General features: G+C 71.0%; 26 protein-coding genes. 16 read left to right on the forward strand and 10 right to left on the reverse strand.

What is annotated here, in order from left to right; translation table 11 throughout:
* Window positions 1–18: 18 nt before the first annotated feature.
* The 3 genes from O7629_RS01865 to O7629_RS01875 form a co-directional block, all read right to left on the reverse strand.
* Window positions 19–516: a MaoC/PaaZ C-terminal domain-containing protein gene (locus tag O7629_RS01865; protein ID WP_278167091.1), complete on the reverse strand. Its 498-nt coding sequence runs from the start codon at window positions 514–516 to the stop codon at window positions 19–21.
* Between the two features lie 9 nt (window positions 517–525).
* Window positions 526–1,233: a GtrA family protein gene (locus O7629_RS01870; RefSeq protein ID WP_278167092.1), complete on the reverse strand. Its 708-nt coding sequence runs from the start codon at window positions 1,231–1,233 to the stop codon at window positions 526–528.
* Between the two features lie 68 nt (window positions 1,234–1,301).
* Entirely contained in the window at window positions 1,302–1,838 is a 537-nt protein-coding gene (locus O7629_RS01875; RefSeq protein WP_278167093.1) for a GtrA family protein, read from the reverse strand.
* A 351-nt stretch (window positions 1,839–2,189) separates the two neighbouring features.
* Here O7629_RS01875 and O7629_RS01880 point away from each other — a divergent pair, with 351 nt between their 5' ends.
* Genes O7629_RS01880 through O7629_RS01895 form a run of 4 tightly spaced genes read left to right on the forward strand, consistent with a single transcriptional unit; the run spans window position 2,190 to window position 6,983 of the window.
* A complete protein-coding gene (locus O7629_RS01880; protein WP_278167095.1) occupies window positions 2,190–4,037 on the forward strand; it encodes a phosphoenolpyruvate carboxykinase (GTP) in 1,848 nt (615 codons plus the stop codon).
* Window positions 4,038–4,057: 20 nt separating this feature from the next.
* The gene (locus O7629_RS01885) at window positions 4,058–5,017 is read left to right on the forward strand and encodes a hypothetical protein (RefSeq protein ID WP_278167097.1); all 960 of its coding nucleotides are present in this window, start codon (window positions 4,058–4,060) and stop codon (window positions 5,015–5,017) included.
* A 12-nt stretch (window positions 5,018–5,029) separates the two neighbouring features.
* Entirely contained in the window at window positions 5,030–6,202 is a 1,173-nt protein-coding gene (locus O7629_RS01890; protein ID WP_278167099.1) for a geranylgeranyl reductase family protein, read from the forward strand.
* Window positions 6,203–6,212: 10 nt separating this feature from the next.
* Window positions 6,213–6,983: an isoprenyl transferase gene (locus O7629_RS01895; protein ID WP_278167100.1), complete on the forward strand. Its 771-nt coding sequence runs from the start codon at window positions 6,213–6,215 to the stop codon at window positions 6,981–6,983.
* A 38-nt stretch (window positions 6,984–7,021) separates the two neighbouring features.
* Here the strand turns inward: O7629_RS01895 and otsB are convergent, their stop codons facing one another.
* The 3 genes from otsB to O7629_RS01910 all read right to left on the reverse strand — a co-directional run bounded on the left by otsB (window position 7,022) and on the right by O7629_RS01910 (window position 8,939).
* On the reverse strand, window positions 7,022–7,846 hold the full coding sequence (otsB, locus tag O7629_RS01900; RefSeq protein WP_278167101.1) for a trehalose-phosphatase: 825 nt from the start codon (window positions 7,844–7,846) through the stop codon (window positions 7,022–7,024).
* A 104-nt stretch (window positions 7,847–7,950) separates the two neighbouring features.
* On the reverse strand, window positions 7,951–8,325 hold the full coding sequence (locus O7629_RS01905; protein ID WP_278167102.1) for a hypothetical protein: 375 nt from the start codon (window positions 8,323–8,325) through the stop codon (window positions 7,951–7,953).
* Between the two features lie 173 nt (window positions 8,326–8,498).
* The gene (locus tag O7629_RS01910) at window positions 8,499–8,939 is read right to left on the reverse strand and encodes an XRE family transcriptional regulator (protein WP_278167104.1); all 441 of its coding nucleotides are present in this window, start codon (window positions 8,937–8,939) and stop codon (window positions 8,499–8,501) included.
* Window positions 8,940–9,203: 264 nt separating this feature from the next.
* On the opposite strand from O7629_RS01910, the gene O7629_RS01915 reads away from it, so the two are divergent.
* The 5 genes from O7629_RS01915 (at window position 9,204) to O7629_RS01935 (ending at window position 13,755) form a co-directional block, all read left to right on the forward strand.
* A complete protein-coding gene (locus tag O7629_RS01915) occupies window positions 9,204–9,548 on the forward strand; it encodes a hypothetical protein (RefSeq protein WP_278167105.1) in 345 nt (114 codons plus the stop codon).
* Between the two features lie 22 nt (window positions 9,549–9,570).
* On the forward strand, window positions 9,571–10,014 hold the full coding sequence (locus O7629_RS01920) for a hypothetical protein (protein ID WP_278167106.1): 444 nt from the start codon (window positions 9,571–9,573) through the stop codon (window positions 10,012–10,014).
* 443 nt (window positions 10,015–10,457) lie between these two features.
* Complete coding sequence (locus tag O7629_RS01925) at window positions 10,458–11,900, forward strand: PhoH family protein (protein ID WP_278167109.1); 1,443 nt, start codon at window positions 10,458–10,460, stop codon at window positions 11,898–11,900.
* Between the two features lie 380 nt (window positions 11,901–12,280).
* Window positions 12,281–12,961, forward strand: a complete 681-nt coding sequence (locus tag O7629_RS01930; protein ID WP_278167111.1) for a transglycosylase SLT domain-containing protein — start codon at window positions 12,281–12,283, stop codon at window positions 12,959–12,961.
* Between the two features lie 146 nt (window positions 12,962–13,107).
* Entirely contained in the window at window positions 13,108–13,755 is a 648-nt protein-coding gene (locus tag O7629_RS01935; RefSeq protein ID WP_123605391.1) for a rhomboid family intramembrane serine protease, read from the forward strand.
* 12 nt (window positions 13,756–13,767) lie between these two features.
* Here O7629_RS01935 and glpX read toward each other — a convergent pair whose 3' ends face one another.
* On the reverse strand, window positions 13,768–14,802 hold the full coding sequence (gene glpX, locus O7629_RS01940) for a class II fructose-bisphosphatase (protein ID WP_278167114.1): 1,035 nt from the start codon (window positions 14,800–14,802) through the stop codon (window positions 13,768–13,770).
* 200 nt (window positions 14,803–15,002) lie between these two features.
* Between glpX and O7629_RS01945 the strand changes: the two genes are divergently transcribed.
* The 5 genes from O7629_RS01945 to hpxZ all read left to right on the forward strand — a co-directional run bounded on the left by O7629_RS01945 (window position 15,003) and on the right by hpxZ (window position 18,184).
* Window positions 15,003–15,557: a DUF4245 domain-containing protein gene (locus O7629_RS01945; RefSeq protein WP_278167116.1), complete on the forward strand. Its 555-nt coding sequence runs from the start codon at window positions 15,003–15,005 to the stop codon at window positions 15,555–15,557.
* A gap of 83 nt (window positions 15,558–15,640) precedes the next feature.
* Window positions 15,641–16,306, forward strand: coding sequence for a GntR family transcriptional regulator (locus O7629_RS01950; protein ID WP_278167118.1), 666 nt, complete (start codon window positions 15,641–15,643; stop codon window positions 16,304–16,306).
* Window positions 16,307–16,395: 89 nt separating this feature from the next.
* Window positions 16,396–17,085, forward strand: coding sequence for an isochorismatase family cysteine hydrolase (locus O7629_RS01955; RefSeq protein ID WP_278167119.1), 690 nt, complete (start codon window positions 16,396–16,398; stop codon window positions 17,083–17,085).
* A complete protein-coding gene (locus O7629_RS01960) occupies window positions 17,082–17,780 on the forward strand; it encodes a cysteine hydrolase (protein ID WP_278167121.1) in 699 nt (232 codons plus the stop codon). The genes O7629_RS01955 and O7629_RS01960 overlap by 4 nt, the downstream gene beginning before the upstream one ends.
* Window positions 17,777–18,184 carry an oxalurate catabolism protein HpxZ gene (hpxZ, locus tag O7629_RS01965; RefSeq protein WP_278167123.1) on the forward strand — a complete coding sequence of 136 codons (408 nt, stop codon included), beginning with the start codon at window positions 17,777–17,779 and terminating at the stop codon, window positions 18,182–18,184. Before O7629_RS01960 ends, hpxZ begins: the two co-directional genes overlap by 4 nt.
* A gap of 117 nt (window positions 18,185–18,301) precedes the next feature.
* On the opposite strand, the gene O7629_RS01970 is transcribed toward hpxZ, so the two are convergent.
* From O7629_RS01970 to xseA, 3 genes are all read right to left on the reverse strand, one after another.
* The gene (locus O7629_RS01970; RefSeq protein WP_278167124.1) at window positions 18,302–19,870 is read right to left on the reverse strand and encodes a pectate lyase; all 1,569 of its coding nucleotides are present in this window, start codon (window positions 19,868–19,870) and stop codon (window positions 18,302–18,304) included.
* A 451-nt stretch (window positions 19,871–20,321) separates the two neighbouring features.
* Window positions 20,322–20,528, reverse strand: coding sequence for an exodeoxyribonuclease VII small subunit (locus tag O7629_RS01975; protein ID WP_278174362.1), 207 nt, complete (start codon window positions 20,526–20,528; stop codon window positions 20,322–20,324).
* Window positions 20,529–20,645: 117 nt separating this feature from the next.
* Complete coding sequence (gene xseA / locus O7629_RS01980) at window positions 20,646–21,875, reverse strand: exodeoxyribonuclease VII large subunit (RefSeq protein ID WP_278167125.1); 1,230 nt, start codon at window positions 21,873–21,875, stop codon at window positions 20,646–20,648.
* 142 nt (window positions 21,876–22,017) lie between these two features.
* Between xseA and O7629_RS01985 the strand changes: the two genes are divergently transcribed.
* A complete protein-coding gene (locus O7629_RS01985; protein ID WP_278167126.1) occupies window positions 22,018–23,025 on the forward strand; it encodes a 4-hydroxy-3-methylbut-2-enyl diphosphate reductase in 1,008 nt (335 codons plus the stop codon).
* Between the two features lie 5 nt (window positions 23,026–23,030).
* Window positions 23,031–23,495 carry a hypothetical protein gene (locus O7629_RS01990; RefSeq protein ID WP_278167127.1) on the forward strand — a complete coding sequence of 155 codons (465 nt, stop codon included), beginning with the start codon at window positions 23,031–23,033 and terminating at the stop codon, window positions 23,493–23,495.
* Window positions 23,496–23,574 lie beyond the last annotated feature (79 nt).

Here is a 23,574-nt window from a genome sequence, read left to right on the forward strand (position 1 = left end):
GCCCGCTGGCCAGCCGGGTCAGGTCGTCGGCCCGGCGCCGCGTAGCGCGAACCAGCCACGGAACCGGGTGCGCAGCACCTCGCGCTCCGGCCGGTCGTAGGTGTCGAGCCGGGTCAACGACCCCAGCAGGGTGACCGTGCCCAGGCCGGGCCGGGCGTCGGACAGCTTCCTGGTGAGCACGTCCAGCCGCCCGGCGAGCCGGTCACCGGCGTACACCGGGGCCAGCCAGCGCAGCTCCTCCAGGCCGGGGGAGGTGTCGGCGGCGGCCCGGGACAGCACGGCGTCCACGTACGCCCGCATGAACAGGCTGACGGTGAAGAATCCGCTGGCGATCACGGTGCCGTACGGGCTGGCCTGGGCGAGGTCCGGCTCGACGTGGTACCACTGCGGGTCGAAGCGTTCGGCGAAGCTGACCATTTCGACGCCGTCCACGGTGGTGATGCCGAGGTCGAAGGAACCGCCCGGGGCGAGATCCTCGAAGAACAGGTCGGCGTCAGCACCGGTGCCGGAGCGCACGGTCGTCGGTCAGCGCCTGGCCGGGCGGGTCGCTGCGGCGATCTCCGCGTCCAGTTCGGCGATGATCTTCGCGTCGATCTCGGCGGCGAGTTCGGCGTCGAGCTGGTCGGCCAGAGGTGCCGTGCTGTCGAGGGCCTGCATCGACTGGCCGGTCGGTGGCTGCCCGTCCCGCTGGATCTGCTGCGGGACCGGGCCGCCCGCCGCCGGTTCGGTCCCGGCCCCGGGTTCGGCCCCGGGTTCGGCCCCGGTGGTCGGGCCGGTCCCGGTGGTCGGGTGGGCGGCGGGTGCCGGGCGGAAGACGAACGTGCGGTACGCCCAGAAGCGGAAGATGGTGCCGAGCACCAGTCCGATGATCTTGACGATGTTCAGGGCCAGCAGCCCGCTGATGCCGAAGCCGTACTTGGCCAGCCCCAGCACCCCGACCTCGATCGCCAGGCCGGTGAGGTTGAACAGGAAGAACAGTACGTACTCCCGCCGGATGGCCGACTTCGGCCGGTCGCGGTAGGTCCAGTGGCGGTTCATGAAGTACGAGCTGGTGGTCGCCACCAGCGCGGCGACGACGGTCGCCTTCAGCTGACCGTCGGCGAGCACGGTCAGTGCCAGAGCGTTGAACACCGCGAAGTTGACCGCGGTGTTGATGCCACCGACGGTGCCGAACTTCAGCGCCTCGCGGATGAACCTCTGCCAGCGCTCGGGCAGAAGGCGAAGTATTCGCATCAGATCACCATACGGCAGGTCGACGGGCCGTTCGGGTTGACTGGCGGGTAGGGCGGCACCGGGTGGGGCTAGTCACGGTCGCTGGCGGCGGCCGCCACCACGGCGGGTGCCGCGACGGTGAACACGAACCTGCGGTACGCCCAGAACCGGAACAGGGTGCCGACCGCCACGCCGACGATGTTGGCCGCGATGTTGTCGGCGAGCAGTGTCTGGAACACCCCCGGCCAGATGCTGCCCAGCCCGTAGTGGCTGATCCCCAGGCAGGCCAGGCCGATGCCCAGGCCCACGGCGTTGAAGAAGAAATAGAGGCCGTACTCGCGGGCCAGCCCGGACCTGACCGAGTGCCGCCAGGTCCAGAAGCGGTTGCCCACGAAGGCCACCGAGGCAGCGATCACCGTCGACAGCGTCTTCGCGCTGAGCGGGCCCATCCCGAGCACGCCTGAAGCGATGTTGAACAGGGTGATGTCGACGATGAAGGCGATCCCGCCGACCACCCCGAACTTGCCGATCTCGCGGACCAGCAGACCGAACCGGTCCCGGAGCCGGCGGATCAACCCCGGACTGGAGGCGGGCGCGGACGGCTCGCCGGCGGCGTGGACGGGCACGTGGTCGAGCGTAGCGGGTTCCCGCCCGCCGATGTGTCGGCACCGCCCGAGTTTCCGGCCGCGCCACGCTTTCGCCACTCGAGTCGCGAACACGCAGAGTGACTGAGGTGGGGGTTGGTCGAGCGCCGGAAGATCTTGCGTACAACTGCGCGTGAGAGCGAGAAACAGCTCGTCAGATTGCATGCGTCGACAACTTGTGCACTTCTTCACAAGCTCCTCGGCTGCCCTGAACGATCAATCGGTTTACCCTGAGTCCAACTCCCGGACTTGTATCCCGGCGGGTGGGCCCGACCATCCGCCGGTGCCGTGCACTCCAGGAACGAGGTCAGCGCCGACCACGAGGAGATCGCCATGACTGCAACGGCCACCGCGTCCGTACCGTCGAACGTCCCCGGCCCCGCCCCGACCAGCCACGCCCGCCTGCTCGACTGGGTCCGTCAGATCGCCAACCTCACCACACCGGACCGGGTCGTCTGGGCCGACGGTTCGCTCGCCGAATGGCACCGGCTCACCGACGAACTCGTCGACTCCGGCACCCTGGTCCGGCTGGACAGCGAACGCCGTCCCAACTCGTTCTGGGCCCGCACCGACCCGACCGACGTGGCCCGGGTCGAGGAACGTACCTTCATCTGCTCACCCGACGAGTCCGACGCCGGCCCGACCAACAACTGGGTGGACCCCGCCGAGATGAAGCGGGTGATGACCGAGCTGTACCGGGGGTGCATGCGCGGCCGGACCATGTACGTGGTCCCGTTCTGCATGGGCCCGTTGGACGCCCCGGAGCCGATGTTCGGGGTGGAGATCACCGACAGCGCGTACGTCGTCGCCTCGATGCGGATCATGACCCGGATGGGCGCAGAGGTGCTCGCCGCGATGGGCGACGACGCCGCGTTCGTACCGGCCCTGCACTCGGTCGGCACCCCGCTCGCGCCGGGCCAGGCCGACGTGCCGTGGCCGGCCAACGAGACCAAGTACATCTCGCACTTCCCGCAGACCCGGGAGATCTGGTCGTACGGATCCGGCTACGGCGGCAACTCGCTGCTCGGCAAGAAGTGCTACGCGCTGCGGATCGCCAGCGTGATGGCCCGCGACGAGGGCTGGCTGGCCGAACACATGCTGATCCTCAAGCTGACCGCGCCGGACGGGCGGGTCCGCTACGTCGCCGGCGCGTTCCCGTCCGCCTGCGGCAAGACCAATTTGGCCATGCTGGAGCCGACCATCCCCGGTTGGAAGGTCGAGACCATCGGCGACGACATCGCCTGGATGCGGTTCGGCGACGACGGCCGGCTGTACGCGGTCAACCCCGAGTACGGGCTCTTCGGCGTCGCCCCCGGCACCGACTGGCGGACCAACGCCAACGCGATGCGGACCCTCGACCGGGGCAACTCCATCTTCACCAACGTCGCGCTGACCGACGACCGCGACGTGTGGTGGGAGGGGATGGGCGAGCCACCGGCGCACCTGACCGACTGGCGGGGCGAGGACTGGAACCCCGACCGGGGTACCGACGCCGCCCACCCGAACAGCCGGTTCTGCACCCCGATCACCCAGTGCCCGATCCTGGCCGACGAGTACCACGACCCGCGCGGCGTACCGATCGACGCGATCCTGTTCGGTGGCCGGCGACGCACCACGGTGCCGCTGGTCACCGAGGCCCGCGACTGGGTGCACGGCGTCTACCTGGGCGCCACCCTCTCCTCGGAGACGACCGCTGCGGCGGCCGGCAAGGTCGGGGTGGTCCGGCGGGATCCGATGGCGATGCTGCCGTTCATCGGCTACCACGCCGGTGACTACTTCCGGCACTGGATCGAGATGGGCAAGGGCACTGACGGCGACGCCGCCAAGCTGCCCCGGATCTTCTACGTCAACTGGTTCCGCCGCGACGACGACGGCCGGTTCCTCTGGCCCGGCTTCGGGGAGAACTCCCGGGTGCTCAAATGGATCGTCGAGCGGCTGGACGGCACCGGCGCGGCGGTGGAGACCCCGATCGGCAACGTACCGACCGTTGACGCGCTCGACCTGTCCGGCCTGGACGCCGACCCGGCCGACGTGGCCGCCGCGCTCGCCGTCGACCCGGCGCAGTGGCGCGCGGAGCTGCCGCAGATCACCGAATGGTTCGAGCGGTTCGGCGACAAACTGCCCGGGGTGCTCTGGGCGGAGCTGGACGCGCTACGGGCCCGGTTGGACGCCGCCGACTGACCGTTGGATAGCCTGCGCCGGTGGCGGCAGTCGATCCCGGTGCGGGCCGCGCCGGACCGGTCCGCCCGGCAGCGCTCCGCCTGCCGCCGCCGGTCCGCCGGCTGGTCGGGTTGCTCGCCGTCACCGCCGCTGCCACCGTCGTGGTCGACCTGCTCAACTGGTGGTACGCCCCGGAGCGGGACGTCGGTGTGGCGGTCCGCTCCGGCTGGGCGCTGCTGCGGGCGTTCGGGTTCCTGGTCCTGATCCGGCAGGTACGCCGGGGCCGGGCCGGGGCCCGACCGTTCGGGCTGATCCTGGCGGTCACCACCGTCTTCGCGCTCGGCCGGCTGGTGGTGCCGCGCTCCGGCGTACCGCCGCTGCCCGGGGTGGTCGGGTTCGCCCTGCTCGCCGGGCTCTGCCTGGCCGTGGTGTGGCTGCTGTACCGGTCCCCGGCGGTCGGTGCGCAGCTGACCCGACACCCGGCCCGGCTGGTCCGCGACGGCCGGCGGCTGACCTGGCGCGAGGCCCCGCCCCGGCGGCCGCCGGTCGCCGCCTGGCTGCTCGTCGCCCGGGTCTCGGCCTTCACCTACCCACCGTTGATGCTGGTGCCGGCGCTGGTCTCGATCGGGGTGCTGCTCGACGGCCGGCTGGTCGCCACCCCGGCGGTGGTGGCCTGGATCGCGGTCGCCACCGCCACCAGCTGGCTGGTGCTGCTGGTGTCGTTCTTCATGCTGCGCGGCCGACGCTGGGCACGCTGGCTGCTGGTCCTGGTCAGCCTCGGGGTGCTCGCCGTCGACCTGCCGCTGTGCTGGTGGCTGCTCGGCGTGGACGGTCTGGTCCGCGACGGCGCGCCGCTGGTGGTGGCGGTGGCGCTGGCCTTCTACGGTGTGTGGCGGGCCGGTCGCGTCGAGCGTGGCCGGGAGGCGGGCAGCGCCGAGCCCGGCCGGGGGACCGTCGGTGCCGGGCCCGGCCGGACGGCAGCCGGCACCGAACCGGCCTGACGGGAGGTCCAGGTGGACGGTACGTCGGTCGTCGACGTCGCGGTGGTCGGTGCCGGGCCGGCCGGTGCCGCCGCCGCGATCGCCGCCCGCCGGGCCGGTGCCCGGGTGCTGCTGCTGGACCGGGCCGACTTTCCCCGCGACAAGCCGTGCGGCGACGGCATCGCACCGCACGCCCTCGACGTACTGGCCGGGCTGGCCGTGCCCGACCCGGTCGACGGGTTCGCCCCGGTCGGCCGGCTCCGGCTGGTCGCCCCGCACGGCGGGCAGGTCGCCGCCGAGCTGGTCCGTCCGGCGTACACGGTGCCCCGGGCCGTCTTCGACGCCCGGCTGGTCGCCGCCGCGGTCGCCGGCGGCGTGCGGCTGCGGCGGCACACCGTACGGCGGGTCACGGTCCGCGACGACCTGGTGCTGCTCGACGGCGAGATCGCGGCGCGGGCGGTGGTCGGCGCGGACGGCGCGGGATCGGTGGTACGCCGGGCGTTGGGCCACGGCGCCAACCCGGACGGACATCTGGCCCTGGCGATTCGCGGCTACGCGCCGGTCGGGGCCGTCACCAGCCCCGGCGAACAGCGGATCGTCACCACGGCGGCCGGTTGGCCGGCGTACGCCTGGGCTTTTCCGATCGGTGACGGGCGGGCGAACATCGGGTACGGGGAGGTGCTGCGCGGCCGGCCGTTGACCCGGGCCCGGCTGCTGGACCGGTTGTGCGCGCTGCTGCCCGGCACCGACCTGGCGCAGGTCACCGATCTGCGGGCGCATCATCTACCGCTGTCCACCCGGCGGCCGCCGGTGGGTGCGGGTCGGCTGGTGCTGGCTGGCGACGCGCTGTCGCTGATCAACCCGTTCACCGGCGAGGGCATCTTCTACGCGGTGCTGTCCGGTGCGCTGGCCGGTGCGGCGGCGGCCGGTACGCCGGCGGCCGCCGCCCGCCGCTACCGGCAGGCGCTGCGCCGACGCCTCGGTGGGCACCTGCGGCACAGTGCCCTCGGCGCCTGGCTGGCCCGGCGGCCGACGACGGTGGACGCCGCCGTCGCGGCGGCGGCGCGGGACCGGCGCGTCTTCGACACCATCGTCGAACTCGGTCTCGGCGACGGCCGGCTGGACGCGGTCACGGTGCGCCGGCTCGCCGCACAACTGACGATCCGCCGGGCGGCCGATACCGCGCGACGGCGCTCCGGTCGCTAGTCTGCTTCTGATGACTCTGCGGGAGCTGCTCTACTCGGTCTATGAGCGACGGCTCATGGCGAGACTGGCGGGCAAGCCGGTGCCCGGCCACGTGGGCGTGATGTGCGACGGTAACCGCCGGTGGGCCCGGGAGATGGGGTTCGTGGATCCCAACGACGGGCACCGGGTTGGCGCAGCGAAGATCAAACATCTGTTGAACTGGTGTGACCAGGCCGGTATCGGTCACGTCACGCTGTACCTGCTGGCCACCGACAACCTGCGTCGGCCGGCCCGCGAGCTGGATCCGCTGCTGAGCATCATCGAGGATCTGGTCACCGAGCTGGCCGAGGAGGGCAACCCCTGGCGGCTGCGCATCGTCGGTGCGCTGGACCTGCTGCCGGATTCCACCGCGACGGCGTTGAAGGCCGCGCAGGAGCGTACCCAGACCCGATCCGAGGGCGCGCAGGTGAACATCGCGGTCGGCTACGGTGGCCGCCGGGAGATCGCCGACGCGGTCCGCTCGCTGTTGCACGAGCACGCCAAGTCCGGCGGCACCCTGGAGGAGCTGGCCGAGGTGCTCGACGTCGACCACATCGCCGAGCATCTCTACACCCGCGGCCAGCCGGACCCGGACCTGGTCATCCGGACCAGCGGTGAGCAGCGACTCTCCGGCTTCCTGCTGTGGCAGTCGGCGCACTCGGAGTTCTACTTCTGCGACGTGAACTGGCCCGACTTCCGTCGGGTGGACTTCCTGCGGGCGTTGCGGTCGTACGCGAACCGGCAACGCCGGTATGGCGCCTGACGACCGGCCCTCGCCGGGGCCGTCCCTACCGGGTGGCGTCAGTCCAGGGCGTGCACGGCGGAGGTCAAGAAGTCGCCGAGCGCTTCCGGCGAGTCGATGGTGAGGTCGGCGGCCGCTGACACATCGTGCCCGGTCTCGGCGTTGGCCACCGCCACGCAGACGCCGAAGAAGTCAGGGTTGGCGCTGGCGTGTGCCCGGAGAGCGGCGAACGCCTTGATGTCGGAGACGTCGTCACCGAAGTACCAGGCGCAGCCGGCGGTGCCGACCGCGTCGCCGATGACCATGCCTTTGTCCCGGTCGACCGGCGGCTTGATCTCGATCACCATCCGCCCGCTCTGCACCCGCAGGCCGAGCTGTTCGGCCTGGGCCTGCCCCCACGATTCGACGGTCTCGGCGAGCTCGGGCGCGGTCCGGTAGTGCAGCGCGACGGACAGCCGTTTGTACTCGACCAGTGCGCCGGCGGGCAGCTCGGCGCGGGCCCGGTCGGCCAGCTCCTGCATCGCCGGGACCCAGGGCAGCGCGGCCGGCTCGGTGACCGTCGGTCCGGATCCGTGGCTGTGCTCCAGCCCGTACAGCCCGTACAGGTCGACCTCGCTGATCGTGGCGAACTGGGCTCGGAGGAAGTCGACCGGTCGGGCCGACACGATCGCTATCCGCTGCACCACCCCGGCGAGTGACTCGATCGCCGCCAGCACCTTGGGCGCGGGCTGCACCGACGTGGGATCGTCACCGACCGGGGCGAGGGTGCCGTCGAAGTCGAAGAACAGCACGCACCGGTCGGCGCGATCGATGGTGGCTCGCCATGCCTGCTCCGCGGTCAGCGGACGGGCCAAGCGCTGGTTTCCTACCTCGAACGGCCGCACGGGCGTCAGCGTACCTGCTGCCGCCGCAGGTGCCAGACCTCTCGGCGGATGAACGTTCGGGGACGTCGGCGCTGGTGACTACGGTCCGCGAACCACCCGGCGGGTCAGTCGTCACCGCCGCTCATCAGTCGCCGACCGTGCATCCGCGGTGGAAATTGCACGACTGCCGCGTCGTGTTGCTGCCCCTGCCGGAGCAAATAGCCCTCGACGAAGCCGGAGTTGCGGTCTGCGACGTGTGAATCGACTTCATTGAGCCGGGCGACGAGGAATTCGGTGAGCGCGGTCAGCCGTCCCTGCTGTCGGTCGTTGAGGTGCGCGATGACCGCCACCAGCGTGGCGACGGACGCGCAGGCGATGACGAACAGGTTCACCACCGCTGGCACCTCGCCGCTACTCAGGACGGCGACCACGATATTCGTGGTGCCGTAAAGCGTGATCGCGACGGCCGCGATCACGACTGCCGACCATTTGAGGGTCATCGGGTATCGACCCTCCCTCCTGTCCCGCAGGGCTGTGTCCGGGCTGTGTCCGGCCTTGTCCCGTCCCCGTGGATGACGAGCCCAAGCAGTACGGAGAGGAACGCTATCGTGACTCAGCGTGCAAGTGGGACAGAACCGGGCCGCTTGATCGGCTTTCTTTCGCCATCTGAGAACTACCCTGCCCGCTTGGGTCCTTTGCGAGGTTCGGCCGGCAGTGGGGGCCGATAGGCGAGATAGCGGATCGTCTCCCTGATGTGAAATTTCTCCGCATCTGAAACGTTTGGGTCGACCAGCCGGCGGAGCAGTGCCTCCACGTCCGGGTCCATCGGCGGCGCCGAGGGTGCGGGCCGGGCGCTGGTGGCGCGATCCCAGCCGAGGACGCCGAACGCGATCGTCGGGCTGATCCCCAGTCCCTCGCAGAACGAGACCACCCGCTCGGCCTCCGGATCACTGGACCACTCGCCGCGTACCCACCGGTTGATGGTCTGGCGGGACACGCCGGTGCGCCGGGAGACCTCCGAGCCGGTCCAGGCGCGGGTCGCGCGCGCGTCGGCGAGCGCCTTGCGTACGAAGGCGGCGAAGGCGATCTTTCGCGCGGCGGAGCTGTCCGGCACCGGCCGACGGTACGGCGAATCACCGCTTTTCCTGGGGGCAGGAAGCCTTCTGTACTGCGTTTGTGACAGAGCTTTGTGAATCTCTGTCGGGAAATCTTCCCTTGTCACGAGGGGTGCCACGGGTGCAGTCTAAGGACGAAGTGGGGTGGCGCTAATCACCCGAAAAGACGATGCTGTCACTTGCGCGTGACGCTTTACTCTACGTCACGTGCTTGAGACGCTGAGTGAGTGGAGTTGTCGCTTACACGTGACGGAGACGGTGCGGTGACCGAACTCGCTACCCGGGCCCAGGCCTTCGGCCTGATCGCGGACGCCGTCGCCGGCGGCTTGACCGCGCCGTGGCGGCTGTACCTGGCCCGGGGGTGTCGTCACCTGTCGCTCAACGTGGGGGACCGATCCGAGTGGAACGCGTGGCGGGCGCACCTCGGCTGTCCGGAGTTGAGTGTGCGGGTCTACGACGCCGGAGGGGAGATCCGGCGGGCCTCGGTGGCCGAGGTGGTGCTGGGCGGTTGCCGGATCAGCGTCGAACTGGTCGAAGAGGTGAGGACCGACGACATCGATCGGCTGCTCACCGACGACCCGACGTCGTTCGAGTCGGAGGAGACATGATCCCAGAGATCGGGGCGACCGGATGAGCTCGTTCTTCGCGGTCTTCCTGGTGTTGCTGCTGGCCTCGGCCAGTTACGCCGCCGGCCGGCTGCACGGCCAGCTCAGCTACCGGATCGGCTACCGGTTCGGCTACCGGCAGGGGTACTTCGACGGTGACCGCGGGGCGTGGACCCGGCGGCGCCGGGAGACCCGGGCCGCGATCGCGTCGGTGTTGCCGGAACCAGCCCGTCCGGAGACCCGTCCGGTGGCCACCGGAGTCGACCTGGCGGTCCGTCCGGTGGCCCGTCCGGTGGCTGCCGGAGTCGACCTGGCGGTCCGTCCGGGCACCACCTACACCGGCGCGGCCTTCGTCGGTGGGCCTGACCTCGGTGGGCCTGACCTCGGTGGGCCAGGCCTTGGTGGGCCTGACCTCGGTGGGACCGGTGGCCGGCACTCGACGGAACTGCTGGCCGGCCGACATCCCTGACCGGCCGCGGCCGCAGCCATCCGGCCGCAGCGATGAGCTTTCCCCGAGTGCGGTGTCGTGTTGAGGCGGACGCGACACCGCCTGGGAACCCCGGCGTCACCGCGCCGGAGTTCCTCCCGGCCGGGATGCGTGCAGGGGGTGCGCATCCCGGCCGGCCGCCTGCGCGGCTCGGATGTGTCCGTCGCGTGACCGGAGTGTGTCGGACCTGGGTACGGATCGCCATTTGCCCCGCTCACCTCCGGTGTGTGGGCCGAAGATCGGCTCTGACGCCTAGCCGAGGTCGGGATCCGGCGGCTAGCGTCTAGTCATGGTCCGGGGTCGTCCCGGGCCAGCCGGACGGTCCGGACCTGCAGTCGCATGGGTTCCGCATCCGACCCGTGCCTTCGGGCCCCGGTGGAGCCGGATCGCGGGCGGATCGGGTGCACGCCCGACGGAGCAGGCCTGTGACGAGTCGACGTACCACCCCCCGGGCCGATCAGAGCCCGACCGCCGCCGCTGTCCCGTCCAGCCGTAGCCGGACCCGCCGAGCCCCGGACGCCGCCGCGTCCGAGTCGGCCGACCGGTCCGCCGGCCCAGCCCAACCGGAGCCGCCAATCACCGCCCGCGCGTACGTCCTGGACACCTCGGTCCTGCTGTCCGACCCAGGGGCGTTCCACCGGTTCGCCGAGCACGAGGTGGTGATCCCGCTGGTGGTGATCTCCGAGCTGGAAGGCAAGCGGCACCATCCGGAGCTCGGCTGGTTCGCCAGGCAGTCCCTGCGGATGCTGGACGAACTCCGGGTCCGCCATGGCCGGTTGGACCAGCCGGTGCCGGCCAACGAGTCGGGCGGCACGTTGCGGGTCGAGCTCAACCACGCCGACACCGACGTACTGCCGCCGGGGTTCCGCAACGAGTCCAACGACACCCGGATCCTGTCGGTCGCGCTCAGCATGGGCGCGGAGGGCCGGGACGTGGTGCTGGTCAGCAAGGACATGCCGCTGCGGGTCAAGGCCGCCTCGGTCGGTCTGGTCGCCGACGAGTACCGGCACGGCCAGGCCAGCGACCCGACCTGGACCGGAATGGCCGAGCTGGAGTCCACCGACGAGCAGGTCAAGCAGTTGTACGCGGGCGAGGCCGTCGACCTGGACAGCGCCGCCGGGCTGCCCTGCCACACCGGCCTGGTGCTGCACGGCACCGGCGGCGCCGCGCTCGGCCGGGTGATGGCCGACAAGACGGTACGGCTGGTACGCGGCGACCGGGAAGCGTTCGGGCTGCGTGGTCGCTCTGCCGAGCAGCGGATCGCGTTGGACCTGTTGCTCGACGAGTCGATCGGGATCGTCTCGCTGGGCGGTCGGGCCGGCACCGGCAAGTCGGCGCTGGCGCTGTGCGCCGGGCTGGAAGCGGTGATGGAACGGCGCCGGCACAAGAAGGTCGTCGTCTTCCGTCCGCTGTACGCCGTCGGCGGTCAGGAGCTCGGTTACCTGCCCGGGTCCGAGTCGGAGAAGATGTCGCCGTGGGCCCAGGCGGTCTTCGACACCCTCGGCGCGGTGGTGCACGAGAACGTGATGGAGGAGGTGCTCGCCCGCGGCATGCTGGAGGTGCTGCCGCTGACCCACATCCGGGGTCGCAGCCTGCACGACGCCTTCGTGATCGTGGACGAGGCCCAGTCGTTGGAACGCAACGTCCTGCTCACCGTGCTGTCCCGGATCGGACAGGGCTCCCGGGTGGTGCTCACCCACGACGTCGCGCAGCGGGACAACCTGCGGGTGGGTCGGCACGACGGGGTGACCGCGGTGATCGAGGCGCTGAAGGGGCATCCGCTGTTCGCCCATGTCACGCTGACCCGTTCGGAGCGTTCTCCCATCGCCGAAATGGTTACTGATCTGTTGGAGGACATCCCGCGCTGACTTCGCCCGGTGTGGGGCTATGCCCCACTTTAGGGTGAAAATTTGCGTGACCAGTATCACATTCAAAGTCCCGCGTTTCCCAATGGCCTCACCGTGAGCGATGGTGGTCGACGAGCGCGCGCACCGGCGACGACCGATATCCGGGTCGTCGGTGGTGGTGCGTCAGCCGACCACCATCGCGGCCGGCCGACGCGCGACCCACCCGGTCGGGCGCTCACGGCGTGCCCGAACCAGCCGCACCGCCGCACCGCACGTGACGGTCGCGCCGCACCTGGCGGCGGCCGTAGCGAGCCGCCGTTCAGCCGGCCGGCCACGCGGTCGCGAGCGGTGTCGACCGGCCCGGCCCGCCGTGCCCTTGCCCCCGACGAAGGGACCACTTCGTGAGTCGGCTGTGGAGCCGGTTCGGTGTCCGGGCACTCGCCGTCGGCCTGCTCGTGACAGGCGTCGCCGGCGGGTTCTACCTGGAGAGCGACCGGGAGACCCAGCAACGCATCAGCGACGCCCGCCTGGCCGCCGAGGCCGAGCAGGTCGAGCTCGAACTGCTGCGCCAGCGCCGGGCCGAACACCAGCGGATGACGGTGCAACGCCGTACCGCCGAACGGGAAGCCACGGAGAAGGCCCTCGCCACGGCCAAGGCCGAGGCGGCCAAGGCCAAGCGGGCGGAGCAGGTGACCCAGCAGAAGCAGCAGGAGGCGGCGGCCCGGCCGCCGGCGGCGACGGTGCCCTTCACCGGCGAGATCCCGGAGTCCTGCGACGAGTTCAGCGGCAACCGGGCGATCGGCTGCGCCCTCACCCTGGAAAGGGGGTGGGGTCTCGACCAGTTCGCCTGCCTGAACAAGCTGTGGAACAAGGAGAGCGGCTGGAACCACAAGGCCTACAACGCGGCGTCCGGTGCCACCGGTATCCCGCAGGCGGTGCCGGGCAACAAGATGTCCGCGGCCGGCGCCGACTGGCAGACGAACCCGGCGACCCAGATCAAGTGGGGCCTCGGGTACATCAAGAATCGCTACGACACCCCGTGTGGCGCGTGGCAGCAGTCACAGAACGCCGGCTGGTACTGATCCGGCCCGGACTGTCGGCAGCACCTGTCGCACTCGTCACCGGCGGCGGTACGGACCTGATCGTCCGTACCGCCGCCGGTGTTTTTGTATGGTTTTCGCCAGCTGTCGGCTGGCGTCGGTTGCGCGGACCTGATAGCTACTAGGAGATGGCGTACATGGGGACCTCCGGTGGTGACCCGAACCGGTTCGGCACCGAGGCCTTCTACGCCTCGCTGGGCCGGGCGTTCGTCGCGATGTGCGCGGTCGTCCCCGTGCTGTTCGTCATCGAGGCGTTCGACGTCTGGCTGAGCGCCGGCTTCGACCTGGCCGCCGGCATCATCCCCCGGCGCATCGACGGGCTGGACGGGGTGTTCTTCGCCCCGTTCCTGCACCACGGCTTCGACCACCTCTACAGCAACAGTGTCCCGCTGATCCTGCTCGGCACCTTCGTCCTGGCCGCCGGGGTCCGCCGGTTCCTCTACTCCACCCTGGTGATCATCCTGGTCAGCGGGCTCGGCGTGTGGTTCACCGGTGCCCCGAACACCGTGGTGGTCGGCGCCAGCGGGGTCGTCTTCGGCTACCTCGGTCTGGTGCTGATGCGCGGCATCGTCGAGCGCACCTGGTGGAACCTCGGCGTCGTTCTGCTGGTCGGCCTGCTCTACGGCTGGCAGCTGGTCGGCATCCTGCCGACCGACGCGTTGATCTCCTGGCAGGGCCACCTCTTCGGGTTCGTCGGCGGGGTGCTCGCCGCGATCCTGTTCCGCCGCCGACGCGACTACGACCCGTACGACCCGGATCCGCTCACCATGCCCTGACCGCGCCCCGGGTCAGAGGTCGAGCTCGGCGATCGGCCGGCCGTCGAAGTCGACCGCCGAGTAGAGCGCCAGCTTCTCCAACCGGTGATGCGAGTCGATCACCCGGATCGTGCCGCTCTTGGAGCGCATCACGATCGACTGGGTGTACGCCCCACCCGAGCGGTACCGCACCCCGTGCAGCAGGTCACCCGAGGTGACCCCGGTGGCGACGAAGAAGCAGTTGTCGCCGGTGACCAGGTCGTCGGTGCGCAGCACCCGGCCCAGGTCATGCCCGGCGGCGATGGCCTTGTCCCGCTCCGCGTCGTCGCGTGGCCAGAGTTTCGCCTGCATCGCGCCGCCCATGCACTTCAGCGCACAGGCGGCGATGATCCCCTCCGGGGTGCCGCCGATGCCCATCAGCACGTCGACGTCGGACTCCTCGCGGGCCGCCGAGATCGCGCTGGCGATGTCACCGTCGGACAGGAACCGGATCCGGGCACCGGCGTCGCGGATCTCCTGCACCAGCTCGGTGTGGCGGGGCCGGTCGAGGATGCTCACCGTCACGTCGGAGACGCTCGACTTCTTGACCCGGGCAATCCGCTGCAGGTTCTCCCGCACCCCGGCCTCGATGTCGATGACGTCGGCGCAGTCCGGGCCGACCGCCAGCTTCTCCATGTAGAAGACCGCGCTGGGGTCGAACATGGCGCCCCGCTCCGCCACCGCCAGCACCGCGAGAGCGTTCGGCATGCCCTTGCTCATCAGGGTGGTGCCGTCGATCGGGTCGACCGCGACGTCGACCTCCGGCCCGGAGCCGTCGCCGACCCGTTCTCCGTTGAACAGCATCGGGGCGTTGTCCTTCTCGCCCTCGCCGATCACGACGACGCCACGCATCTGGATCGAGTTGATCAGTTTGCGCATCGCGTCGACTGCGGCGCCGTCGCCGCCTTCCTTGTCTCCCCGACCCACCCACCGGCCGGCGGCCATCGCCGCGGCTTCGGTCACCCGGACCAGGTCCAGGGCCAGGTTACGGTCGAGATTCTGCGGGTTGCGGGTGCCGGTTCCAGTCATCGGTGCTCCTCCTCGCGACGGTGCGGGGCGCATCCCGGAGCACAGCGTCGCCGGCTCCGGTCCTGAGGGAATCCTGGCACGTCAAGACGGTGCCAGGTGGTCGTGGGGTGGTCGCGGAGTGGTCCGGCCGCAGGTCGGTCCGCGTATCGCTCCGCCAGTCCGTGCGTCGGTCCGCGCCGAGGAGCTGGGAGGATGGGCGGATGGAGACGACCGGACCGGCGAGGCCGGCGCGCGACCGGGCCGAACGCACCCCGAAGGACATCACCCTGTCGCTGCTCGTCCTGCTGGTACCGATCCTGCTGGTGTTCGGGTTCTACCGGGTCTTCCTCGGTGCCGACGACCCGGTGGCGGTGGATCCCGGGCCGGCGTACGAGCAGGCCGGCGCGGCGGGCGAGTTCCCGGTGCACGCGCCGGTCGGCCTCGGACCGGACTGGGTCGCGGTGAGCGCGGTCTTCCGGCCGTCATCGGCGGCGGACGGCCCGACGCTGCGGGTGGGCTACGTCACCCCGGCCGGGGCCGCCGTCCAGGTGGTGCAGAGTTCACGGCCGGCACCGGAGCTGTTGGTGGCGGAGCTGACCGCGACCGCGCAGCCGCAGGGCGACGTGGCGATCGGGGCGACGACCTGGCAGCGGTACGCGGCCCGGCCCGGCGAACGCGCGCTGGTGTGGCTGGCGCCGCAGCACAGTGTGCTGGTGGTCGGCACGGCCGACTCCGACGAGTTGCGGCTGATGGCCGAGGCGCTCACCCCTCGCTGATCCGTCGGCGGGTCCGGCCCGTCCAGGGCGGTTGCCTGGGCCGGGAATCCGGTTTCCGGGCTGCGGATGGCAGACTCGACGGGGTGAGCGACGTGGCCGCATCGTCGGTGGATGGTGAGCTGGAGAGCCTGAGCCTGGTGGAGTTGGCGGTGCGGCGGCTGCGTCGCGAGATCCTCAGCGGCAAGACCGACCCGGGGGAACGGCTCGTCGAGGAGCATCTGACCCGCCGGCTGGGCATCAGCCGGGCGCCGCTGCGCGAGGCGCTCCGGCTCCTCGCCGAGCAGGGCCTGGTGGAGCACGTGCCACGGCGTGGCGTGCGGGTGGCGACCTTGTCCGACCGCGACGTTCAGGAGCTGTACGCGGTGCGCGACCTCCTGGAGCGGCACGCGGTGGAGTCGGCGCTGCCGGTACGCCGGGACGCCGCCCTCGGTGGCCTGCGGGCCGCGGTCGACCAGATGCGGCTGGCCACCACGGTCGGTGACCGGCTGCGAGTCGCCGAGGCGCATCGGCGGTTCCACGTCGAGCTGGTCGGCCTGGCCGGCAACCGGCAGCTCACCGGGGTGTACGAGTCGGTGCTGTTGAAGCTCCAGCTGTACATGGCGATCAACCTGCGGCGGGAGGCCGAGGTGGCGCAGCCGGTCGACGGGGTGCACCGGCACGAGCGGCTGCTGGCCGCGATTGAAGCCGGGGATCCGACCGAGGTGCTCCGGGAGTTGGCCGAGCACGGTGCCCGTACCTATCTGAGCTGAACAGTGATCACGTCACACGTTCGTTACCAGGGGAGCCGCTTTCGGAAACAGTACGGTCGACAATCGACTGTATCGACGAAGGAGGCGCGATGGCCCTGATCGGTCCGGTCAAGGCGGAGCCCTACGCCTGGCCGTACGACGGAACCGTACGGGTCGAGCGGGCCGCGCTGCTCTGCATCGACTGGCAGACCGACTTCTGCGGCCCCGGCGGTTACGTCGACGCCATGGGCTACGACATCGGCCTGACCCGGGCCGGCCTGCCGGCCACCGCCCGGCTGCTGGCGCACGCTCGCTCCCTGGGCATGCTGGTCGTGCACACCCGCGAGGGGCACGCCCCCGACCTGTCCGACCTGCCGGCCAACAAGAAGTGGCGGTCGGCCCGGATCGGCGCCGAGATCGGCGGGCCCGGCCCGTGCGGCCGGATTCTGATCAAGGGCGAGCCGGGCTGGGAGATCGTGCCCGAGGTCGCCCCGGTCGACGGTGAGGTGATCGTCGACAAGCCGGGCAAGGGTGCCTTCTACGCCACCAACCTGGATTTGGTGCTGCGTACCCACGGGATCACCCACCTGCTGCTCACCGGGATCACCACCGACGTCTGCGTGCACACGACGATGCGGGAGGCCAACGACCGCGGCTACGAGTGCCTGATCCTCGCCGACTGCACCGGCGCCACCGACCCGGGCAACCACACCGCCGCCCTGAAGATGGTGACCATGCAGGGCGGGGTCTTCGGCGCGGTGGCCACCGCCGACGACGTGATCGCGGCGACCGGGCGGTGAACGGTCCGGAGGCGGAGCGGTCGGTGCGGGTGCCGGCCCGGCCGGCCACGTACACCTTCGAGCCGGCCACCACCGCGTTGCTCGTCATCGACATGCAGCGCGACTTCCTGGAGCCGGGCGGATTCGGTGAGAGCCTCGGCAACGACGTCACGCAGTTGCGCCGTACCATCGCTCCGCTGCGGCGGGTGCTCGCCGCCGCCCGCGCGGCCGGCCTGACCGTCGTGCACACCCGGGAAGGGCACCTGCCGGACCTGTCCGACTGCCCGCCGGCGAAGCTGCGGCGGGGCGCGCCGCGCCAGCGGATCGGCGACCCCGGTCGGTTCGGTCGGATCCTGATCCGCGGCGAGTACGGCCACGACATCATCGACGAGCTCGCGCCGGTCGGCGGCGAACTGGTGATCGACAAACCGGGCAAGGGTGCCTTCTACGCCACCGAGCTCGACGGACTGCTCGGGGAACGGTCGGTTACCAGCCTGCTGGTCACCGGGGTGACCACCGAGGTCTGCGTGCACACCACGGTCCGGGAGGCCAACGACCGCGGCTACGAGTGCCTGGTGCTGGCCGACTGCGTCGGGTCGTACTTCCCCCGGTTCCACTCGATCGGCCTGGAGATGATCGCCGCGCAGGGCGGCATCTTCGGTTGGGTCGCCGACTCGGCGGACCTGCTCGCCGCCCTCGCCCCGGCCACGCCGTGACGCGCGAGGTGAACCGTCCGGCGACGCGCGCCGAGGTCCGGGCGGCCTTCGCCGGCTACGAGAAGGCACTGGTCGACAACGACGTCGCGGCGATCGTCGGCTTCTTCTGGTCGTCGGAGCACACGGTGCGGTTCGGCGTCGCCGACCACCAGTACGGCATCGAGGAGCAGCGCCGGTGGCGGGCTTCCCAGCCACCGCTGCCGCCCGGCCGGCGGCTGCACGACGTGCTGATCACCACCTTCGGCACCGACTTCGCGGTGGTGACCTGCCGGTTCGACTATCCCGGCGGCACCGTCTCCGGCCGGCAGTCGCAGACCTGGGTACGCTGCGCGGCCGGCTGGCGCATCGTCAGCGCCCACGTCTCCGAGCCGGCCACCACGACGACCGGTGATCCGCCGGCATGAGCCGAACACCAGATACCTGATCCGAGGTCGGAAAGGTATCTGGTGTTCGGCTCGTCGTCAGGCGTGCCTCGTCAGGCGTGCCTCGTCAGGCGTGCCTTGTCATGCGCGTACCCCTCGTCAGGCGTACGTCTCGAATTCGGCGACCCTCGGCGTGCCGCTCGATCCGGTGATCTCGAAGCTGATCTTGCGTAGCGCGGTCGGCGCGAAGGTGATCACGCCGGCTCCGCTTCCGGTCGCCAGCGTCGCGCCGCTGTCGTGGTCGTACAACCGCCACGACCCGATGTTGCCGACCGCACCCGACGCCTCCCGGATGTTGACCGAGGAGACGACGATGTCGGCGTCCCACTTGATCGAGATGCGTCCGGTGGAGCCGTTCGGCGACCAGTAGCTGCCCATGTCGCCGTCGCGGACGTCGCCGTAGCTGGTCCCGCTGGCCTTGCTCGAGCCGTCCGAGCCGGCCCCGATGCTGAGGTTCGTCCCGCCCGGCGGGTTGGTCGGGTTCGGCGGGGGAGTGGTGGGGTTCGGCGGCGGGGTGGTCGGGTTCGGGCCCGGGGTGGTCGGGTCCGGACCCGGCGTCTGCGGGCTGCAGCTGCCGTTGGACACCCGGTTGCCCTTGTTGGCGCCGGCCAGTTGGCGGACCAGGTTCGGCACGCAGCTCGCCCCGTCCAGGCTGTACGGGTACGGGATGCTGACGCTGGTGTTGGACTGCGGGTTCGGCCCGGCCGGGTTGGTGTCGCCACTGCGGGACGACCAGGTCACGTTGTCGTAGATGTTCCCGCTGACCTGCCAGTAGCCGGCCTCGCTGGTGTAGAACGTGCCCAGCACGTCCTTCGAGTCCTCGAAGTAGTTGTTGTCCACCTTGGCGCGTCCGCCGGCCCGCGAGTTGATGCCGGACTCGTGCAGGTCGACGTAGTAGTTGTTGTAGATGTGCGAGATGCCGCCGCGCAGCAGCGGGGTGCGGGAGTCGATGTTCTCGTACAGGTTGTGGTGGAACGTCACGTAGCCGTTGGACCGGTCGCTCTCGCTGGACCCGATCAGGCCGCCCCGGCCCGAGTTGCGCAGGGTGCTGTACGACAGGGTCACGTACTGCGTGTTGTTCTTCATGTCGAACAGGCCGTCGAAGCCCTCCGACTCGCCGCCGGAGGCCTCCAGCGTGACGTGGTCGACCCAGATGTTGCGGACGTCGGCCTCCATGCCGATGGCGTCGCCGCCGTTGGAGGTCGGCGAGCCCGACTTCTTGACGTTACGGACCGTCACGTTCTGAATGATGATGTTGCGGGCCTCGCGGATGTGGATGCCGATCTGGTCGAAGACCGCTCCGCTGCCGACGCCGATGATCGACACGTTGCTGATCTGCTTGAGCTCGATCACGTCGTCGGCGGTGTTGCAGCTGTCGCCGGAGACCTTGCTGGTGTTGCCGTGGTTGATCGTCCCCTGGACCTCGATGACGATCGGGGTGCTGCTGCTGGCCCGGTTGCACAGGGCCGTGTGCAGGGCGGTACCGGTGCTGACCCGTACGGTCTGGCCGCCCGCGCCACCGGTGGTGCCGCCGTTCTGGGTCGCGAAGCCGGTGGCGCTGCCGGTTGCCGCCGAGGCCTGCGGGATCGCCAGTGCCAGGCCGATCGTGCCGGCCACGGCCGTGGTGGCCAGCCCGGCGAGGAGTCGCAGCGCGACTGGTCGTCTCATCGTTGTCTCGCCTTCATCTTGACTGCTGGAATCGGTTCGACTGCTGGAGGAGTCGTGCCGCCCGGTAAAGCCGGTGCGGCACGCGGTTGCAGCCCGTGGTCAACCTGCCGGCAGCGCCGGTGTGGCCGTTGCCCGGCCGTCGACGGACGGCCATCGGCCCGCGACGGCGGCGGCTGGGGCAGGGACGCCTCGACCCAGGTGCGGTGCTCTTGGTGATGTGGACGAGCCGGCGGCTCATCGGGCCCCGTGGACGCGGGGTCGTCAGTGTTGAGGGCGCGAGGTCACCCGGACCGTCCTCACGTCCCACGCCGCCGGTGTGCTGCAGCACACCGTTGCCCAATCTTCGGAAAGCGCTTTCCTCCTGCGAGGATAAGATGACGTCTATCGATTTTGCAAGATCGTGACCGGATTGCGGCGAAATGCCGTTGTACGTGAGTGAGTTCCGGACCGCTCAGCTGTCGGTGGAGCGGGCACCGCGGGCGGCGTCGAGTCGCTGGCGGGCCCCGTCCAGCCAGCGCTGACAGGCGGCGGCCAGCTGCTCGCCGCGCTCCCACAGCGCCAGCGACTCCTCCAACGTGGTGCCGCCGGACTCCAGCCGCTCCACCACCGAGGCCAACTCGGCGCGGGCCTGCTCGTAGCTCAGCGAATCCGCCGCCAGCGCGCCGCCCGCCGGTCCAGCCGCTGCGCCGCCCGCCGGTCCAGCCGCTGCGGCGTTCCTCGGTCCGGTCGCCGTACCGCGGTCAGCTGCCTTCTTCGTGGTCACCTGATGCCTCACTCATTCGGGTCGGGCCGCGACGGCCGGCAGCTCGCCGCCGGCCAGTCGCAGCCGCAGCGGGTCGCCGGCGGCGACGTCGGCGGGGGAGCGGACCACCGTGCCGGCGGCGTCCTGCACGATCGCGTACCCCCGGTCGAGGGTCGCGGCCGGTGACAGCGCGCGCAGCCGGGCCAACGTGTGTCCCAGCTCGGCGGTGCCGGCGGACAACCGGTGCGCCAGGCAGCGGGTGGCCCGGTCCCGCAGCGCGTCGACCTCGCCGGCCCGCCCGTCCAACAGCACCTGTGGCCGGGCGAGCACCGGCCGGGACCGGATCATCTCCAGCCGGTGCGTCTCCCGGTCGAGCAGACCGGTCACCGCCCGGTCCAGCCGGTGCCGGGCCAGGGCGATCAGCCGTAGCTCCTCGGCCAGATCGGGCACCAGCCGTTTGCCGGCGTCGGTCGGCGTGGACGCCCGGACGTCGGCCACGTAGTCGAGCAGCGGTGTGTCCGTCTCGTGACCGACGGCGCTGACCACCGGGGTGCGGCAGCCGAACACCGCCCGGCACAGCGCCTCGTCGGAGAACGGCAGCAGGTCCTCGACGCTGCCGCCGCCCCGGGCGATGACGATCACGTCGATCGACGGATCCGCGTCGAGCACCGCCAGCGCGTCGATCATCTGGGGCACCGCGCCGGAGCCCTGCACGGCCACGTTGACCACCCGGAAGTCGACCGCCGGCCAGCGTCGGCGGGCGTTGGTCAGCACGTCCCGCTCGGCGGCCGACGCCCGGCCGGTGATCAGCCCGATCCGCTGCGGCAGGAACGGCGGGCGGCGCTTGCGGGCCCGGTCGAACAATCCCTCGGCGGCCAGCAGCTTCTTCAGCTTCTCCAGCCGGGCCAGCAGCTCACCGAGGCCGACCTGGCGGATCTCGTCGGCGCGCAGGCTGAGCGTGCCCCGGGCCGGGTAGAACTCCGGCTTGGCGCGCAGCACCACCCGGGCGCCGTCGGTCAGCTCCGGCGCGCCGAGGTCGAGCACGTCACGGTTGGTGGTGATGGTCAGGCTGAGATCGGCCGACGGGTCACGCAGGGTCAGGAACACCGTGGTCGCGCCGGGCCGCCGGCTGATCTGCGCGACCTGCCCGTCGACCCACACCCAGCCGAGCCGGCCGATCCAGGCGCTGATCTTCTGGCTGACCACCCGGACCGGCCACGGCTCGTCCGCGCTGCTGCGCGGCGTCGCGTCGGTGTCGGTCACCCGGCAAGGGTACGGGCGGGCGGTGACACCATCGCCGCTCGCCCCGCCGGTCGGCGAATGCCGGTCGGCCCCGGTCAGCCCCGGTCGGTCCCGCCGGTCGGCCACGCTGCCGTCGTGGTCCACGGCACGTAGACTCGGCCGGGTGAGCGAGCCTGACGCGAAACCGGTCCACCGCAAGCGGGTGCTGCTGGCCAACCCCCGTGGCTACTGTGCCGGCGTCGACCGCGCGGTGCAGACCGTCGAGGAGGCGCTGAAGCTGTACGGCGCCCCGGTCTACGTACGCAAGCAGATCGTGCACAACAAGCATGTGGTTTCGACCCTGGAGGCCAAGGGCGCGATCTTCGTCGAGGAGAACGAGGAGGTCCCGCACGGCTCGACCGTGGTCTTCTCCGCGCACGGCGTCGCCCCCGAGGTGCACCGGCAGGCGAAGGCCCGCTCGTTGAAGGCGATCGACGCCACCTGCCCGCTGGTGACCAAGGTCCACCAGGAGGCCCGCCGGTACGCCGCGCAGGACTACGACATCCTGCTGATCGGCCACGAGGGCCACGAGGAGGTGGTCGGCACCTCCGGCGAGGCCCCGGCGCACATCCAACTGGTCGACGGCCCGGACGACGCCGACAAGATCACCGTACGGGACCCGGACAAGGTGGTCTGGCTGTCGCAGACCACCTTGTCGGTCGACGAGACCATGGAGACGGTCGCCCGCCTCAAGCGACGGCTGCCGATGCTGCAGTCGCCGCCGACCGACGACATCTGCTACGCCACCCAGAACCGCCAGCAGGTGATCAAGCAGATCGGGGCCGAGTGCGACGTGGTGCTGGTGGTGGGTTCCCGTAACTCGTCCAACTCGGTGCGGCTGGTCGAGGTGGCGATCGACGCCGGGGCCCGCGCCGGCTACCTGATCGACTTCGCCCACGAGATCGACGACGCCTGGCTGGCCGACGCGACCACCGTCGGTCTGACCTCCGGTGCCAGCGTTCCCGACGAACTGGTGCACCAGGTGGTCGACCACCTCGCCGCACGGGGTTTCACCGACGTCGAGCAGGTCACCACGGTCGAGGAGACGATCACCTTCTCGCTGCCGTCGGAGCTGCGCCGGGACATGAAGGCAGCGGCGGCGGGAACGGACGTCCCGGCCACCGCGTCCTAGCCGGTATGAGAGTCACTCGGATCGGCGTACCCCTGTTGCTGACCTGCCTGGCGCTGCCGGCGTGCGGCACCGGTGAACCCACCACCGAGCCCGACCCCGACCCGGTGCCGACCGTGACGGTCGCGCCGTCCACGCCGCCGGCAGCCGAATCACCGAGCGGAGGTGCCACGGTGAGCACAGCACCGCAGACCCCTGGACCGCCCGAAGACCTGCCCACGTCGGTGCCGGGGGGCACCCCGGGGCCGGGAAAGTCGCCCGGGTCGTCGCGGCCGATGACCCTGACCGGCACCGTCGAGGCCGGGGTGGAGAACGACTGCTACCTGCTCGACGGCTATCTGCTGGTCGGCGGCTCGCGTGACCTGATCCGTCCGGGTGCCCGGCTGAGCGTCACCGGTCACGTCCAGGCCGACCTGATGACCACCTGCCAGCAGGGCACCCCGTTCATGGTGCAGCGGGTCGAGCCCGCCTGACCGGCGGCGCGACCACCGACCCTGACCCGCGCCGGCCATCGACCCTGGCGCCCGCGCCGGTGCCGCTGCCGGTGCTCGC

Source organism: Solwaraspora sp. WMMD792 (genome assembly GCF_029626105.1).
Lineage (GTDB): Bacteria > Actinomycetota > Actinomycetes > Mycobacteriales > Micromonosporaceae > Micromonospora_E.

Coding starts and splice junctions, on each gene's coding strand:
- O7629_RS01870 (WP_278167092.1), bottom strand. CDS start 1,233: ATGCGAATACTTCGCCTTCTGCCCGAGCGCTGGCAGAGGTTCATCCGC.
- O7629_RS01880 (WP_278167095.1), top strand. CDS start 2,190: ATGACTGCAACGGCCACCGCGTCCGTACCGTCGAACGTCCCCGGCCCC.
- O7629_RS01895 (WP_278167100.1), top strand. CDS start 6,213: ATGACTCTGCGGGAGCTGCTCTACTCGGTCTATGAGCGACGGCTCATG.
- O7629_RS01905 (WP_278167102.1), bottom strand. CDS start 8,325: ATGACCCTCAAATGGTCGGCAGTCGTGATCGCGGCCGTCGCGATCACG.
- O7629_RS01920 (WP_278167106.1), top strand. CDS start 9,571: ATGAGCTCGTTCTTCGCGGTCTTCCTGGTGTTGCTGCTGGCCTCGGCC.
- O7629_RS01935 (WP_123605391.1), top strand. CDS start 13,108: ATGGCGTACATGGGGACCTCCGGTGGTGACCCGAACCGGTTCGGCACC.
- glpX (WP_278167114.1), bottom strand. CDS start 14,802: ATGACTGGAACCGGCACCCGCAACCCGCAGAATCTCGACCGTAACCTG.
- O7629_RS01945 (WP_278167116.1), top strand. CDS start 15,003: ATGGAGACGACCGGACCGGCGAGGCCGGCGCGCGACCGGGCCGAACGC.
- O7629_RS01955 (WP_278167119.1), top strand. CDS start 16,396: ATGGCCCTGATCGGTCCGGTCAAGGCGGAGCCCTACGCCTGGCCGTAC.
- O7629_RS01970 (WP_278167124.1), bottom strand. CDS start 19,870: ATGAGACGACCAGTCGCGCTGCGACTCCTCGCCGGGCTGGCCACCACG.
- O7629_RS01990 (WP_278167127.1), top strand. CDS start 23,031: ATGAGAGTCACTCGGATCGGCGTACCCCTGTTGCTGACCTGCCTGGCG.